The organism is uncultured Acetobacteroides sp., from assembly GCF_963667355.2.
Lineage (GTDB): Bacteria > Bacteroidota > Bacteroidia > Bacteroidales > ZOR0009 > Acetobacteroides.
Genome location: NZ_OY763328.2, coordinates 238,044 through 254,185, shown reverse-complemented (window position 1 = coordinate 254,185; position 16,142 = coordinate 238,044). Strand labels below are relative to the sequence as shown.

Here is a 16,142-nt window from a genome sequence, read left to right as displayed (position 1 = left end):
GCATTATTGGACAAGGACTATGGAACGTATTAGAGTTATTTTAGTTGACGACCACACTCTGTTTCGAAAAGGGCTTAAAATGCTACTTGATGAGTCGGATGGGATTGAAGTTGTCTGTGAGGCATCGTCTGGGGTGGAGTTTTTGAAGGTTTTGGAGAATCTGCAACCAGACGTTGTGCTAATGGACATAAATATGCCCGAAATGAATGGAATGGAGGCAACTCAGATTGCCTTAAAGCAGCATCCTTCGCTACCAATACTAATGCTGTCGATGCATGGCGAGGAAGAGTACTTCGAAAAAATGGTTGATGCTGGCGTTAAGGGATTCCTGCTTAAGAATTCGGAAGTAGACGAGGTGGTAAAAGCCATTAATACGGTCTTTAGGGGAGGTAGCTACTTTTCGCAAGAGCTTCTTCTGGGCGTTATCTCATGCAGAAATAAAAAGCATGATGACGAAAAGGAGCTTACCATAACCGATCGCGAATTGGAGGTGCTTAAGCTTATTTGTTTGGGTTATTCGAATTCCGATATTGCGGATAAGCTTTTTATTAGTCATCGTACTGTCGATCGGCACCGATCTAACCTTCTCGAGAAGACAAACAGTAGAAATTCAGCTGCCCTAGTTATGTATGCTATTAAGCATAAGTTGGTTGATGTGAGTTGAGTCTGGTGTTGTGGCGTAAAACACCCATTTTAAATGGGTGTTTTGGCTGTTTTAAATGAGCTTTTACTCCATTTTATTTGCGTTGAGAACGATGTTATTTTGCTCTTGAAATAACAGGTGAGTTTTAAGGTCAAATCTCAACGCAATGATTGCTTGCATTATTTCTTGGTTATCTATTTTGTTGGAGGCTGAACGAAAACAGAGTAGGTGAAGATTTTGGGGGTACTGTAGGTTCTACTTGTACTTTAAAACATTTGATCTATTCGAAAATCTCACGTAGGGTATTTCTATTTGCATTATCTCTTTTGATCCTGTTGAGTTTGCAGGAAATGCTTTTAGACCGTGTTTATCTGAATTTTGGTTTGACAACGTTCATATTGGCTGTTGGAAGTTTTTATTTTTCGTTTTCTAGTAGGCATTATATCTCGGAGTTATCGTAGAACGGTTTTAATTGGTTTGAGCGGTAACTCGGAGAAGTGCCTAACGCTTAAGGGAGGATTATTTCAGAGGGAATTCAAGTTTTTGCTAATAGATTGAAGAGTCTCGAAAGAGCTTCACTATAATTTTAGCAACATAATTTTATTACAATCTGACTGGTGCTGATGTCAATGCAGGTTGTTCATTTTAAATCATCAAAAAGGCTCCACAATAGTCTCTGACTTAATGGAGGGTGTTGGGAGCCTTTTATTCCTTTTTTGAGGAGATCGGGAAAGGATTGTAAAATAGGAATTTGGGAATTCAATATATAGTGTTTTAGTATTTTCAGTTATATCAAGGCAAATTGGTTGAAGAGTATTAAGCGACCTTGATGAAAATGAATGATAAGCCGTTCTCCTTAAAGAGAGCGGCTTATTGTTTTCTATCCATGTCGCGAAATTTCTTCTAGCGCCTCATGTTTTAGTATGGTTATGTTTTTATCGTCGAGTGCAACGATTTTATCCTTTTCGAATGATTTGAGGATTTTTACGGCATTCTCAGTTGAGATGCCTGCAAATTCAGCGATATCCTTACGGGTAAGTAGCCCAAATACTTCAATGTTTTCCACTCTTATGCTGTTTAGGTAGAGTAGCGTTTCTGCCATTCTTCCGTTCATCTGCTTGTACATCAAGGTTCGTATGGTGTCGAAAAGAATGGAGTTTTGTCCGCAGTATCGCTTTATGATGTTAACGGCAAATTCTCCGTTGCTCCGAGAAACCTTCATGATGCTGCTGTTCTCAATAAGAAATGCCTGAACATCGGTTAGGGCAACCGTAGAGTAGCTGTAGGTATTTTTGGTAAATACTGATGATAAGCCCACAAACTCACCGGGTGTAACCATTCTTAGGCTGTAACTTTTTGTTCCATCCCCTTCGATGTGCTGCTTGGCAATGCCGCTTACAATAAATAGGACGTAGGTGGCAAATGCTCCTTGCTTGGTAAGGTTTTCTCCTTTGCGAAAGAGTACCTGCGTTTTGCTGCTTCTGATTAGTTCAACCTCCTCTGTATTTAGCTTCTGAAAACAGGGGGCTTGTATGTTGCAAACGTATTCGCTATCATTTTCTAGGATAGTTTTCATGACATGCTGCTTTTGTCCTGTAAAGGTAGAATAAATCAGTAAAATGGTTGATAAAGATCAGTTCGTACATTGGCATATGCGAGTTTTTGCTTGTTGATTGGGGGATGGCATTCTTGTATCTTTGTTATACGATCGCCTTTTGAGGTTGTGAGTTGTAAATTGTTAGTTCTAAATGTAAGGCCATATTTATTAGGTGTGACAATGAAGGAGAATTTTAGTTCTATAATTCAATCAGACAGGCCAGTGCTGGTCGACTTTTTTGCTGAATGGTGTAGCCCTTGCAAGATGCAGGCTCCCATTCTTAAGGAGGTTGCTGCCGAAATGGGTGATGCAGTTCGCATCATTAAAATTGATGTAGACAAAAATCCGCAGGTGGCTGCTGATTATCAAGTTCGGGGCGTTCCAACATTAATGATATTTAGAGAAGGCAAGGTGCTGTGGCGTCAATCTGGCGTGCAGTCTAAACCGCAACTCGTATCAATATTAAGTAACTATAGGTAGCTTATGAACTATGCATTTCAGACAACCGTAAATGCCTCATTCGATAGAACTGTGCAGCTTGCAGTTGAGGCATTAGAATCCGAAGGCTTTGGTATAGTATCACAACTGGATCTGGATAAGAAGTTTAAGAATGTTTTGGGAAAGGAGTTTAAGCGTTACACCATCTTGGGCGCTTGTATGCCTTCGTATGCCTATCAGGCAGTATCTGAAGAAGAACTAATTGGGCTCCTCCTTCCTTGTAATTTGGTAGTTATCGAGAGGGATGACGAATCTACACTAGTTGCTTCCATTAATCCGGAGGTTACGATGCAATCGGTCCAAAATTCTACGCTTATTCCTCTTGCTGCCGATGTTGCTGCTAAGCTGCAAAAGGTGATAAGTGTTTTAGGTCGCACTTAATAGCGATTCTAATAGAGAAAAGGCTGATTCAATTTATGAATCAGCCTTTTTTCTTAGTCTTTTTTCTCGGCTTCCGCTTTTCTAATCTTAGAGTGCTTAATGCCGTAGGTGAAGTATATAATAAAACCTAATCCCATCCACACAAATAAACGAATCCAAGTAACAACAGGTAGCGATAGCATCATGGAAACGCATACCAAAATCCCCAAAATGGGAACAAGCGGAACAAGTGGTGTTCTGAATGTTCGAGGGGCATCTGGCATTCTTTTGCGCATTATGATGATACCAATGGAAACAAGAACAAAGGCAAACAGCGTACCTATACTTACCATGTGGCCGAGGTCTGATATGTTGACAAATCCTGCCAGTAGGCTGGTAAATACTGCAAAAAACAGATTGTTCTTGTATGGCGTATGGAACTTAGGATGTACTGATGAAAATACCTTTGGAAGAAGCCCATCCTTTGACATTGAGTAGAAGATACGCGATTGTCCGAGGAGCATTACCAGCATTACCGATGTAAAACCTGCTAGTATGGCGAAAATGATTGTTTGCTGTAACCAAGCGTATGGTGTATTGGCAATGGCTACGGCAACAGGTGCCGCGCTTCCCTTAAAGTCGGTATAGTTGGCCAACCCTGTCATTACGTAAGCGAAGACTATGTAGAGAATGGTGCTTATTATTAGTGAGCCAAGAATACCAATTGGCATATCCTTTTTCGGGTTTTTACTTTCCTGTGCGGCTGTCGAAACGGCATCGAAGCCTATGTATGCAAAGAAGACAACTGCCGCACCTCTAAGTATACCTGACCATCCAAAGTGTCCCCACTCTCCGGTGTTTTGTGGAATGTATGGGTGGTAGTTTTCGGGATTGATGTAGTTCCAGCCAACTGCAATGAATACGAGTACAACGGCTACCTTAAGGGCTACCAGCAGTGCATTCATAAAGGCAGACTCCTTCGTCCCCTTAATAAGCAGGAGCGATAGCGCGAAGACAATAAAAATGGCTGGGAGGTTAATGATTCCCGATATAACCGTTCCATCTGCCAGCGTCATCGAATCGACAGGTGCATGGCTGATCTCATAGGGGAAGTTAATGCCAATGTTGCTGAGAAATTTAACAAGGTAGGACGACCAGCTAACCGATACTGTAGCTGCACCTAGCGCGTATTCGAGCACCAAGTCCCAGCCAATTATCCAAGCGACGACTTCTCCCATGGTAGCATAGGAGTACGTATAGGCGCTACCTGCAACAGGAATCATCGACGCGAATTCGGCATAGCAGAGTGCGGCAAAGGTACATCCCACAGCAGCAATAATAAACGAAATGGTTACTGCTGGTCCCGCATTTTCCGCTGCTGCAATACCCGTTAAGGAGAATAAGCCAGCACCGATAATAGCACCAATACCCAACGCAACAAGATTAAAACCGTTGAGCGTACGTTTGAGGGCGTGATCGCCACTTTCTTCCGATTCCTTTAGTAGGATGGAAAGGGGTTTTGTAAATTTCATAAGCTAGGATATCAATATTGGGTTAGTGCAATTTATTAAATCTAGGGCGATTAATTACAATAGGTTGTAATGTAGATTCTGAGAGAATGAGTGAAAAATTCTTTTATGGGTATATTTTATTCTTTTTTGAAATGTTTTGCTGCCAATTTGTAGCATGCTTATGTTAAAAGTCTCTTACAACCTTTTGAATTGTAATCCTGTTAAAGATGATTAATGTTCGAAAAACATGTGATTTGTATGACTAAAGCTTGTGTGGTGGGAGTGTTTCTTTTCGAATTTCGAGAACAGGTGATGCCGCCTATCGCCTGAAATATATGTGAATAGTCGAACTTGATGGACGTTTATACCCGTTACTGCTATTGCGGTTATAAATCATTAATGTAACGTATTCCTGAATCGGGCGTCTTAAAGGTGAATTCGGTTTAAACGATGAAGGAGCCTAAAAGGCAAATTCTGGGTTTAAGGTGTAAGCGAGTAACAACTAATAAATGTAAGGTCATGAGTGCGATTATTACTTTCTCGGTTTTAGCCTTAATGCTCGTGTCGATAATCGTTAAGGCAAAGGTGCTTATAAACGAAGCAAAGGGTATGAAGCGTAAGCAGAATCTTGTATAGGAGCCGTAGATCTAGGGTTTTGTTGTAGGTGTCTTTTCCTGTCGGAGTCTTTGTTGCTATAGCCGCAGGTTGCCTTACAGACAATCCTATCGTATTCTTAGATAAAGAGGCGAGAAGTACGTTTTTACCTTGAAATTACTGTTAATTATCGGATGGTTTCGATTCTGTGGAGGTTTGTTGCATTACAAATTGTTATCAAATTAAAGTGTTGAGGTGAAAATTATTACAGCGCATTTTTTCAGGTTTTGATTATTGTTAAGTACGATTTTGGCATTATTAAAGATTATTAATCCATTGAAACTGTGGTTTGAGATTGAAATAAAACCTGTTTCTTTGCATTGCAATGTAAAACTAAAAGCGTTGCAAAATCTACCGAAATGTTACTTTCTAGTGTAAAAAGGGAATGTTTCTAGTTTGGGTTTACAAGCGATAAATTTTTAAGGGGAAATGCTATGAGAAAGGTTGTTTTTTTAGTTTCTGCAATTGTTATGCTTTTAGGCTATTCGGCTAGTGCAAGCAGCAACGTACTTGAAGGCCAATTAGTCCGTCAAACATTGTTGGAAAACGACGTTAAAGCCTTAATGTCAACTAGCGAAGAAGGCCAATCATTACCTCTTCGTATCGTTTACCAAAGCGAAGCACAGAATACCATGCAGGTTTTCGATCCAACCCAAGAAAATTTGGTTATCGTAAAAGACGTAAAAGTTGAAGTTATTGACGATATGCTAACAGCAACCGTTCAACTTAACGTGAATGGAAAGCAAGGCGTAAGCCGGGTGTTCGTTAAGAGCAACGTAAAGGCTCCTTGGACGCTTTCCGCTTTATAGATTTGGGAATACAAGTTTCCTCAGCAGTATTGTTGGGAGAGGCCTATTCATAATAGATTTGTTTGTAGTAGTTTGTAGGGTAGGGACCTCGGGAGAGGTCCCTATTCTTTTATACCCTATCCACCTCCTTCTACATTTGCGCTATGGCCGCACTCTACTCGGCCTGCATGATGCTTGCGCTCATCTCCCGTTTTCCTTTAGCTCCCGCTACCGTCCCATTTCTCCCTTCTCGTAAGCTTTACTTTTTGTTTTTCGAAGTGAACCTTTCTGACTGATTTAAACTCGATTACGGTTAAAGTGTAGGGATTCGGATGTCCGTAAGCGCTATTTAATGGATCGCTGCTGTACGATCATGCCGAAGGGCTGTTTCTTTGCGCCACTCGATACTTCGAGGTAAAGATTGAAATCAACCCACCCGAAATTGTATAGAATGAACGTACTCCTTAGGCTCGCTGCTGCACTTTTCGCGATCGCCTTCTGCTCCAGCTGCGACATGATCGAATACCATCCCTACGATGTCTCGCTCTGCCGAAAATACTCCAGCATCAACAGCAAGAACATCCAACGAATCGTAGCTTCAGCAGCCGCCAGCTCCGACGACACCATCCGGTTCGCCTTAATGGGCGATACTCAACGCTCGTACGACGAAACCAACGCCTTCGTAAGGGCAATCAACAGGCGCAGCGGCATCGACTTTGTCGTGCACGGCGGCGATATCGCCGACTTCGGCATGACCAAGGAGTACGTATGGATGCACGACATCCTGAAAAAGCTCAAGGTGCCCTACGTTGCCGTCATTGGCAACCACGACATCCTCGGCCATGGTAAGGAGGTGTACCGCTCCATCTACGGCGACTACAACTTCTCCTTTGTCTTCAAGCAAACCAAGTTCCTCTTCCTCAATACCAACGCGCTGGAGTTCGACTACTCCACGCCAATCCCCGACTACGGCTTCATCCTCAAGGAACTCGGCCGTACCGACCAGAGCTACGCCTACACCATCCCCGTAATGCACGTCGAGCCCTTCGACCTGGAGTTCAACAACAACACCGCTAGCTACTTCGAGAGCCTGCTGCTGAAGTTCCCCAACCCGCTATTCTGCCTTCACGCCCACGCCCATTCGCTGATGAAGTCCGACTTCTTCAACGACGGCCTCATCTACTACGGCTGCGACGATATCCAAGACCGCAGCTACATGCTCTTCACCCTCGTCAGGGGGACTTACACCTACGAGGTCGTTCATTTCTAATCCAACCGTACCATGCGAAAAATTCTACTAACCATCGTTACGCTAGCGGTAGGCCTGTCGGCCGCCGGACAAATCGACAAGGACCTCAAGCAGGAGTACGTTTCGGCCTGGAGCAAGCTCATCCCAACCCACCTAAAGCTGCAGTACGCTGGCGATATGGGCACCCTCTCCGCGGGGCCTGGCTGGGATTACGGCAGCCACCGCACCTGGGAGACCAACCTCTTCGTGGGCTTCCTCCGCTCAACCAGCCAAAGCCCCACCCACCTCACCGTCACCCTGAAGCAGGCCTACAAGCCCTTCCACCTCAGCCTCGGCCAGCGCTGCAGCATCGAGCCCATCACCGGCGGCATCTACATGACCAAGCTCTTCGGGCAGTACTTCTGGGAGAAGCTGCCCGACCGCTATCCCAACGGCTACTACTTCTGGGCGCTCAACACCCGTTTCAACGTATTTCTCGGGCAAAGCGTAACCTATAGGTTCTCGAAGTACCTCGATGGCGACTCCTTCTCCCTCTTCTACGAGTTCAACACCAACGACCTCTACATCATCTCCGCCGTCAAGAACCGCTACCTCGGGCTCCGCGACATCATCAACCTCTCCTTTGGCGCCAAGTTCACCTTCCTCTAGCCCGAAGGGGGAGGAGCTGGGGATTTCGCTTTTACAATCAAAAAAAAACGATTATTAGAAGAATTACCAACCAACGGCGGACAGGCTTACTGGTGCAGAATAACGTACCCCGTAAATACCATGGCGCAGCCATACCAGACTGGCACGAATTCTGTTCGAGTGAGCGGAGCTGCTACTACGCCAATTAGCGCAACAGCGATGAAAGGACTAGAAGCAATCATTTGAGATGGTGACATCCCACCGCGACCGAGCGAGTTAATTTGTGCCAAGGGTTTTTGGTCCTTTTTGCCCTACAAAAAGGACAGATAAGAAGTTGAAATTCTCTTTATTGAGTTCTAGCCTCTGCTAAATACGGTGTCTGTATTTTTTTAAGCGAAACGAGTATGAATGCAGTAATTCACCAAAAAGTTGATGAACGACTGCGATGCGAGTTGCATGTGACCATTAAAAAGACAATTACTTTCACATGAATTTCTTCGGGGATCTTCCTGCCTACCCTAGCATCCCCTCTATTTTTCTACCGGCGCTTGCTCGTTTTAGCTCTAATTTATACCTTTAGCCCAAGCACGTAAGTCGCACACCCAATAAAACCTAACCTGTATGGCCAGCACCTCCGAAACCGGGCACGCCAAAAACGTCGACAACCTAGGCCTGCTCAACGTCCACATCGCCAGCTATGGCGCCAAGTACAACCCCAGCAACCCCGCCATTGCCTATTCCGCCCTCGTACAGCTCGAGGCCGACGCCCGCCAAGCCGTCGACGGCGTTAGCCTAGCCGTAGCCCGCTTTCAGCATGCCGCCGCCAGCCGCGATGCCGCCTTTCGCGAGCTACTCCCCACCACCACCCGCGCCATCAACACCCTGAAGGCCTCCACCACCTCCAGCCATACCGTTGCCAACGCCAAAACCATCGTGCGCCGCCTCCGGGGCAAGCGCGCCAAACCCATAGCCACCAAGGCTGCCGATGCCGCCATCCCCGATACCCCTCAACCCCAGCATCACTCCGTATCGCACCTCAGCTTCAGCAGCCGGGCCGACAGCTTCGACGAGCTTATCTCCCTGCTCGCCTCCATCCCCGAGTACAGCCCCAACGAGCAGGCCCTTACGCTGGACGCCCTCCGCGCCATTCTCCAACGGCTGCGCAGCAGCATCGATGCCTGCAACAGCGCCGCCGCCTACCTCTCCGCCGCCCGCAGCACCCGCAACCGGCTGCTCTACGATCCCAGCACCGGCGTGCTCGCCGCCGCCAAGGCTGCCAAAGCCTACATTCGCGCCCTGTTCGGAGGCACCAGCCCCGAGTTCAAGGAGGCAAGCAAGGTGAAGTTTAAGCTGCTCCTTCGTTAACCCCCAGCATTAGCCCGCATTCTTCCCTCTTTGAGGGGCTGATGACGGCCAATGCTCCTCGATTCCTCGGCAGCGCCCGCTGTAGGAGCCTCTTCAGCCAAGGAAATGCCTTTTCCCCCTTATGGTGTAAGCCTCTGCATTAAGGTAATCGCTGTATGCTTTGGGATAGTAGCCATTAGCATTTAGATAATAGGCTTATGCATTTGGATAATGAAGACTTGCTTTTAGATAATAGGCTTATGCATTTAGATAATGAAGACCTGCTTGGGGATAATAGCTTTATGCATTTGGATAATGAAGATCAGCTCTGGGATAATAGCCTTATGCATTTGGATAATGAAGGGCTGCTTCGGGATAATAGACTTTTGCATTTAGATAATAGAGACCTGCTTGGGGATAATTGCTTTATGTATTTAGATAATGAAGACTTGCTCTGAGATAATAGCTTTATGCATTTAGATAATAAAGACCTGCTATAGGATAATAACCTTATGCATTTAGATAATGAAGATATGCTTTAGGATAAAGAGCTTCCGCTCTCCGCTATTATCTTACCCTGCCTCTACCTATTTCAGCATGGTGGAGTAGGGGATCGGCCGTGCACTCATATATTGGGGGTTGCTTCTTTGTGCACGCTATCTTCCCGTGCAATTTTGCTTATGTTCTCTTGCCAACGCCAGCCTTGCTGTCAGAGGCTGCATTTGCCAGCTGTACCCTGCCAAAACGGTTAAGGGAGCGGCAATGCTTTACCGCTCCCTTAACCGTTGTTCTGTTGCGCATGGCACCTGCCGCTAGCGCTTTTTCAGCTCCTTGTCGATGTACACCAGCCCACCGCCGTCGCCAACCCGCTTCAGCTTGTCGATAATGGCTTGAGCGTTCTTCTCCTCCTCAACCTGCTCGTCAACGTACCACCTTAGAAGGTTTTGGGTTGCGTAGTCCTTCTCCAGAACGGCAATGTCCATTAGGTTGTGGATAAGGCTGGTCACCTTTAGCTCGTGCGCTAGTGCCTCTTCGAATGCGTCAAGCGGAGTTGCCCACGTTTGCGGAACCTCCTTAATGGCGTGAAGCCTAACCGTCCCCGACCTGTCGTTAATGTAGTCGAGGAACTTCAGCGCGTGCTCCGTCTCCTCCTTGTACTGCACCCTAAACCAGTGGGCAAACCCCTCAAACCCCTTATTCTCGAAATCGGCCGACATGGAAAGGTAAAGGAATGCCGACCAAAGTTCGGCATTGATTTGGTCGTTCAACGCATCTAACATTTTGCTGCTTATCATAGTCGTAGAGTTTAATAGTAATACTACGTTTAACTCGCCTAAATGTTTATAAGAGCCGCTAGTAAGTCGATGAAGCACCTTCGTTGCCCAATTCAGATAGGTTGAAGCGATGTTGCGATATTTGTTCACAGCCTCTAGCGCGCAAAAGAAAAAGGGAAGATTCCCATCTTCCCTTTACCAATTAAACAAACTGCTACAAAATTATATCAAACCAGTATTCATATTTATCCTTTCCTAAATCGGTTGATGCCGCTAGAGGTCTTCGAGCACTGCAAACTCGAACGATGCCTCCTCTTCCACATTAATAAGCCCGTATATCCATTGGGGTTCAAGCCTAGGTATAAGCTTCGAAAGGTTTGCCTGAAGATTGCCCAAGCCTAGCTGGCAATTCTTTTCGGCTATAGCCTCCATTATTCTTGACGTTGTCGAATTGTTGCTCATCATCTCGTTGTCTGTAGTTAGTTGTACGTAAGCCTTTTTGTTTGCCGATTTTGCATCTCGGGTTTGGCAAAAGTATCTGGAAAAACGAATCAGCCAAAATAAAAATGTTAAATCAACCTTTTGCTAATCAATTTATTGTGTAGGGCGTTTTGATGTTTTAATATGAAGGCAATACTTAGGTTAACATAATGAATTGTAATGTAATGTTGCCGATTGTACCTGTAATCTTCACTTTTATAACGATTTGTATCGATATGTTTACGATTTAAAGCTACTCCTGATGAAGCCTGCGCTAGGGTTTTACGGATAATGGACCTTGGCGTTAAATGTTTGTTGTGGCTGCTTAAGCTATTGGAGAAGGCGAATTGATTGGATGGGTGAATGAGTTTGCTGCCAATTTCCTTTTCCTATAAGATGAGTAGATAAATTGGTTAATTTAGAGGCTTTCATTAGAAATAAGCAATGCGTATACTCCATACATCCGACTGGCATTTGGGAAAGCGCCTCGACGACTTCTCTCGCTTGGACGAGCAGCGTGAGGTGCTTGACGAGATTGTAGAAATAGCCAACGAGCAAGACGTTGATGCCGTGCTCATAGCAGGCGACCTGTTTGATACCTACAATCCCCCTACCGAAGCGGTTGATCTCTTCTACCGATGCTTAAAGAGGCTAACCAATAACGGTACCCGCCCTGTTATTGCCATTGCTGGTAATCACGATTCGCCCGATCGCATTGAGTCTCCCGATCCTTTGGCGCGCGAATGCGGCATTGTTTTTATCGGATATCCCAATACGGTTATTCCACTCTTCGAATTGGAGTCGGGATTTAAGGTGCTGCAGTCGGCAGAGGGATTTGTTGAGCTGCAGCTGCCCCGATGCAACGAGCCTCTTCGAATACTGCATACCGCTTACGCCAATGAGTTTCGGATGAAGACATATCTTGGAACGGAAAACAACGAGCAGCAGCTGCGCGATATGCTAGCCACAAGATGGGAGAATCAGGTAGCTGGCTATTGCGATAGTCTGGGATGCAATATTCTTGTAAGCCATCTCTTTTTTATAAAGGAGGGGGCGGATTTACCCGAAGAACCAGAGGATGAAAAGCCAATCCTGCACGTTGGAGGTGCGCAAGCCATCTTTACAGGAAACGTTCCAGAAGGAGTTCATTACGTTGCTCTTGGGCATCTACATCGCAAGCAGATTGTTGATAGCGCTCCTTGTCCGATTGTGTACTCTGGTAGCCCATTGTCATACTCCTTTGCAGAAGCTAATCAAGGCAAGTACGTAATGATAGCTGACATGGAGGTTGGGCGAAACGTTGCTGTTAAGGAGATTGCGCTGGCTAAGGGTAAACGATTGCTTCGTTACAGGGCTGATGGTGTTGAAAAGGCTATTGAGTGGTTAAGAGATAATCCAGATGCACTTGTGGAACTTACGCTTGTATCCGACACCTACATTACGGCGCAGGAGCGAAAACAGCTAATCGAGGTTCATCCTAATATAATAAGTATAATACCCGATATAAAATCGAAGGAGTTGATAGCTTCGGACAGGAGTACGGCTGATCTTAGCAAGAATACCGAAGAGCTTTTTCGGGACTACTTTATGAAGGAGAAGGGGCAAGAGCCTAGCGACTCGTTGATGAGCTTATTTAAGGAAATGTTGGCAGAGGAGGAAGCGTAATGATACCAGTAAGACTAACCCTAGAGGGATTATATTCCTACCAGAAAAGGCAAACCATCGACTTTACAAGGTTAACTGCCGCCAATATTTTCGGAATTTTTGGTCAGGTGGGTAGCGGGAAGTCGTCTATCTTGGAAGCGATCAGCTATGCGATATATGGCGATACCGAGAGGCTAAATAGCAAGGAGGGTAGGGGCTATAACATGATGAACTTGAAGTCGGATAGCCTGCTTATCGAATTTGAGTTCGTCTCTGGAATCAACCATAAGAGCTATTTGGTTATTGTTTCGGCTCGACGTAATTCTAAGCGGTTCGAAGATGTAAAGACGATTGAACGTAAGGCTTTTGTTGATGATGGTGGTGACTGGAAGCCTGTAGAGTTGTCATCTTTAGAGGAGGCAATTGGATTAAGCTACGCCAACTTTAAGCGTACTATCATCATACCTCAAGGACGGTTTCAGGAGTTTTTGCAGCTCGATAAGAAAGAGCGTACCAACATGATGAAGGAGCTCTTTAACCTCGAGAAGTACGATCTCTTTAGGAAGGCTGCCTCGTTGGATAAGCGCAATAACGATAAGCGTCAGTTCCTGGAAGGGCAGCTGTCGTCGTTAGGTGATGTTAGCGCTGAGCAGATTGACCAATTAAAGGAGCTGCTAAGCCAATATCAGGATCTTGCTAAGGCGCTATCTGCCGAACTCGAGCAAAAGCGTAAAGAACTCGAGGTGTGGAAGAGGCTAAAGGAGCTAAACATCAAAAAGGAAAAGCTACTTGCCGACAGAAAGGAGCTAGAGGTGAAGACTGCGGCAATTAGCCGCTTGGAAGATCAGCTAAGGGGGTACGAGTATTGCCTAGTTCACTTTAAAGGGTTGATGGAGCAGGAGCAACAGGCTCAAAAGAGCATCAATCTGCTAAATGAAGCGCTTCGAATCGAAAAGCTGTCGCTAAAGAAGACGCTAGATGAGCTTGCCGATAAGCAGCAACAGCAGGTAACCCTAAAAGCAGACTACGATCTGCGTGATCGGATTAATGCGGAGGCTGACGATCTCGACCGAATCGCAAAAGCAAAGGTGTTAATCGCTGAGATTGAGAACTTGAATGTTAGAATTGCCAAAGGCGAGGAGGTAATTAAGGCTAATGAGGCTAAGGTAAAGGAGCTAAAGGATATTCAGGAGAAGCAAAGTGGTAATCTGAAGAACCTAAAGCAGCAGCTACCTGATGTTGCCTTACTATCGAGGGTGCGAGAGTGGTATACCTATAATAAATTGTTGAGCGCCCAGCTTGTTGAGGCTAAACATGAGCATGAAGCGGCCTTAAATGAAAAGAAGAACGCGGAGGGTGAACTTGTTTTGCTGCTCGATGGAAAGGAACTTAGCGTAGGCTTGCCGGTTGTTTCACCTTCTCAGGCGCAGGAGAAGATTCGTGAGGAGGTTGTTCGGTTAACCGATATCGTTAGGCAAAAGGATAAGGAGCTACAGCATCTGCTGGTTCAGCAAAAGCTGGGGCAGTATGCCGATGAGCTTCAAAGCGGTGAGCCTTGCCCTCTATGTGGTTCTACCCATCATCCGCAAATACTCAATATCGCCAATGTTGCTGAGGCAATCAGCTTAACCCGCAAGCAAAAGGAGAATGCCCAAGCCAGTATTGACCAGTGCAACGTGCTAGATAGGAAACTGGTTGAACTTGGTGCAAAGCTTAAAGGAATAAATGAAAAATGTGGTAAGGCTACCGAACGGGTGGCCAAACTGGAGGCTGATCTTAAGCAGCATCAGGATAAGTTTGAGTGGGAAGCGTATAAAACCGAGGAGTCTTTAAGTAAAGCCTTTGCCGTAGCCGATAAGCTGGGAAAGGATATCAAGGCGCTGGAAGACGCAATAGAAAAGGCATCGAACGATCTTCAAGAAGAGGAGAAGAATAACGAAAAGTACCGAAAGGCAGTTGAGGCGTTTAAGCTCGAAATGGCTTCGAAGGAGGGGCAAAAGCAATCGCTGATTGCCGGATTGCGCCATCTTCAGGTCGTTCAGTATGAGGGTAAGGCTCCAAAGGAGCTCGAAGATATGGCTATTGCTAAGCGCAACCATGTAAGCAGCGTTGTTGCTAAGTTTGACAGACTTTCTACCGAGATTGCCGATCTTCGTCAACTGGAGGGGAAGAGCAGCGGAAGCATTGCGGCAAATGAGGCTAACCTACATAAGGAGCAGCAGAGCCTTGATTCAATTACCCAAAGCATAAGCCAAAAGCTGGAGGCTAACGGGCATCTATCGTTGGAGGAGGTGAAGCAAACGCTTGCCCTTGGCTTAGATGTTGACGGCGTTCGTAAGCAAATTGCCGACCATAATCAGGCAGTACAAACCGTTACGGCACAAGTTGCTGAGAATGAGAGTGAGTTTGCCGGTCGCACCTACAATGCCCAGGAGCATTTGGAGTTGGATGCTGCGGTTGTTGAGCTAGCCAATAGGGAAGGGGCTAACCGTAAGGATATTGGTAGTGTTGAGAACGAGATTGCCACGAAGAATGCCGCCCTAGAGCAGCAGGCGACCATCCGAAAGGAACTAGACATTGTGATAATGCGTGCATCGGAGCTCTCTACCTTAAAGAACATGCTCCAGGGGAATAAGTTTATCGACTTTATTAGCACTACCTACCTGCAAAACCTGTGCAGCGCTGCCAACGATCGATTCTACAAGATGACACGCCAACGGCTGAGCCTCGAATTGACCGAAGACAACAGTTTTCAGGTGCGCGACTACATGAATGGCGGCAAAACCCGAAGCGTTAAGACGCTATCGGGCGGGCAAACCTTTCAGGCTTCGCTGTCGTTGGCGTTGGCCTTGTCCGATAACATCCAACGGATGCAGAGTGCCGATCAAAACTTCTTCTTCCTCGATGAGGGCTTTGGCACTCTCGATAAAGATTCGCTCGGAATTGTATTCGATACCCTAAAATCCTTGCGGAAGGAGAACCGTATCGTTGGGGTAATATCGCATGTTGATGAAATGCAGCAGGAGATCGAAACCTACCTTAAGGTGGTTAACCACGACGACGGGGGAAGCATTGTAACGGCGAGCTGGGAGTAAATGGCGTTCTATTAAAGGACTACAGGAGGAGGCAAAAATTCATTTCTACGGGGGATGAATTGATGTCTCTTCTTTGTTTTTGTAGTAATGTCATCCCTTCGGGATTTTGGCGGTTATTGGTGGTGGGATGGCGGAAGTTTTGATGTCACCCCTTCGGGGTTTTGGATGTATAGATGCTTCTTTTCTACAATAATACCATCCCTTCGGGGTTTTTGCAATTGTAGTTTTTGGTATGGTGATGGTTTTAATTTCACTCCTTCGGGGTTTGGTTAATGATGCTGGTTGTTTTCTACAATAATCTTATCCCTTCGGGATTTTGGTGCTGGTGTAAGCCCGAAGGGCTGTCATTATTATAGAAATCAGTTCAATTATAGGATT

14 protein-coding genes are annotated in these 16,142 nt (G+C 45.7%); 10 read left to right on the top strand and 4 right to left on the bottom strand.

Going from position 1 to position 16,142, the window contains the following annotated elements; genetic code table 11:
- Window positions 1-19 precede the first annotated feature (19 nt).
- A complete protein-coding gene (locus tag ACHZA1_RS01080; RefSeq protein WP_320053392.1) occupies window positions 20-664 on the top strand; it encodes a response regulator transcription factor in 645 nt (214 codons plus the stop codon).
- 859 nt (window positions 665-1,523) lie between these two features.
- On the opposite strand, the gene ACHZA1_RS01075 is transcribed toward ACHZA1_RS01080, so the two are convergent.
- Window positions 1,524-2,219, bottom strand: coding sequence for a Crp/Fnr family transcriptional regulator (locus tag ACHZA1_RS01075; protein WP_320053391.1), 696 nt, complete (start codon window positions 2,217-2,219; stop codon window positions 1,524-1,526).
- A gap of 201 nt (window positions 2,220-2,420) precedes the next feature.
- Between ACHZA1_RS01075 and trxA the strand changes: the two genes are divergently transcribed.
- Together trxA and ACHZA1_RS01065 are read left to right on the top strand one after the other, a co-directional pair.
- Complete coding sequence (gene trxA, locus ACHZA1_RS01070) at window positions 2,421-2,720, top strand: thioredoxin (protein WP_320053390.1); 300 nt, start codon at window positions 2,421-2,423, stop codon at window positions 2,718-2,720.
- 3 nt (window positions 2,721-2,723) lie between these two features.
- Window positions 2,724-3,119, top strand: a complete 396-nt coding sequence (locus ACHZA1_RS01065; protein ID WP_320053389.1) for a DUF302 domain-containing protein — start codon at window positions 2,724-2,726, stop codon at window positions 3,117-3,119.
- Between the two features lie 53 nt (window positions 3,120-3,172).
- Here ACHZA1_RS01065 and ACHZA1_RS01060 read toward each other — a convergent pair whose 3' ends face one another.
- The gene (locus ACHZA1_RS01060; protein WP_320053388.1) at window positions 3,173-4,630 is read right to left on the bottom strand and encodes an amino acid permease; all 1,458 of its coding nucleotides are present in this window, start codon (window positions 4,628-4,630) and stop codon (window positions 3,173-3,175) included.
- A gap of 1,067 nt (window positions 4,631-5,697) precedes the next feature.
- Between ACHZA1_RS01060 and ACHZA1_RS01055 the strand changes: the two genes are divergently transcribed.
- The 5 genes from ACHZA1_RS01055 to ACHZA1_RS01035 all read left to right on the top strand — a co-directional run bounded on the left by ACHZA1_RS01055 (window position 5,698) and on the right by ACHZA1_RS01035 (window position 9,729).
- Window positions 5,698-6,072: a hypothetical protein gene (locus ACHZA1_RS01055; protein ID WP_320053387.1), complete on the top strand. Its 375-nt coding sequence runs from the start codon at window positions 5,698-5,700 to the stop codon at window positions 6,070-6,072.
- A gap of 430 nt (window positions 6,073-6,502) precedes the next feature.
- A complete protein-coding gene (locus ACHZA1_RS01050) occupies window positions 6,503-7,321 on the top strand; it encodes a metallophosphoesterase (RefSeq protein ID WP_320053386.1) in 819 nt (272 codons plus the stop codon).
- Between the two features lie 12 nt (window positions 7,322-7,333).
- Entirely contained in the window at window positions 7,334-7,948 is a 615-nt protein-coding gene (locus ACHZA1_RS01045; RefSeq protein WP_320053385.1) for a hypothetical protein, read from the top strand.
- Window positions 7,949-8,548: 600 nt separating this feature from the next.
- On the top strand, window positions 8,549-9,292 hold the full coding sequence (locus tag ACHZA1_RS01040; RefSeq protein ID WP_320053384.1) for a hypothetical protein: 744 nt from the start codon (window positions 8,549-8,551) through the stop codon (window positions 9,290-9,292).
- Window positions 9,293-9,495: 203 nt separating this feature from the next.
- The gene (locus ACHZA1_RS01035; protein WP_320053383.1) at window positions 9,496-9,729 is read left to right on the top strand and encodes a hypothetical protein; all 234 of its coding nucleotides are present in this window, start codon (window positions 9,496-9,498) and stop codon (window positions 9,727-9,729) included.
- Between the two features lie 354 nt (window positions 9,730-10,083).
- On the opposite strand, the gene ACHZA1_RS01030 is transcribed toward ACHZA1_RS01035, so the two are convergent.
- Window positions 10,084-10,566, bottom strand: coding sequence for a ferritin (locus ACHZA1_RS01030; RefSeq protein WP_320053382.1), 483 nt, complete (start codon window positions 10,564-10,566; stop codon window positions 10,084-10,086).
- Window positions 10,567-10,818: 252 nt separating this feature from the next.
- The gene (locus ACHZA1_RS01025; RefSeq protein ID WP_320053381.1) at window positions 10,819-11,010 is read right to left on the bottom strand and encodes a hypothetical protein; all 192 of its coding nucleotides are present in this window, start codon (window positions 11,008-11,010) and stop codon (window positions 10,819-10,821) included.
- 459 nt (window positions 11,011-11,469) lie between these two features.
- On the opposite strand from ACHZA1_RS01025, the gene ACHZA1_RS01020 reads away from it, so the two are divergent.
- Window positions 11,470-12,690, top strand: coding sequence for an exonuclease SbcCD subunit D (locus tag ACHZA1_RS01020; protein ID WP_320053380.1), 1,221 nt, complete (start codon window positions 11,470-11,472; stop codon window positions 12,688-12,690).
- Window positions 12,690-15,764 (top strand): SMC family ATPase, encoded by a 3,075-nt coding sequence (locus ACHZA1_RS01015; RefSeq protein ID WP_320053379.1) that lies wholly within the window; start codon window positions 12,690-12,692, stop codon window positions 15,762-15,764. The genes ACHZA1_RS01020 and ACHZA1_RS01015 overlap by 1 nt, the downstream gene beginning before the upstream one ends.
- Window positions 15,765-16,142 lie beyond the last annotated feature (378 nt).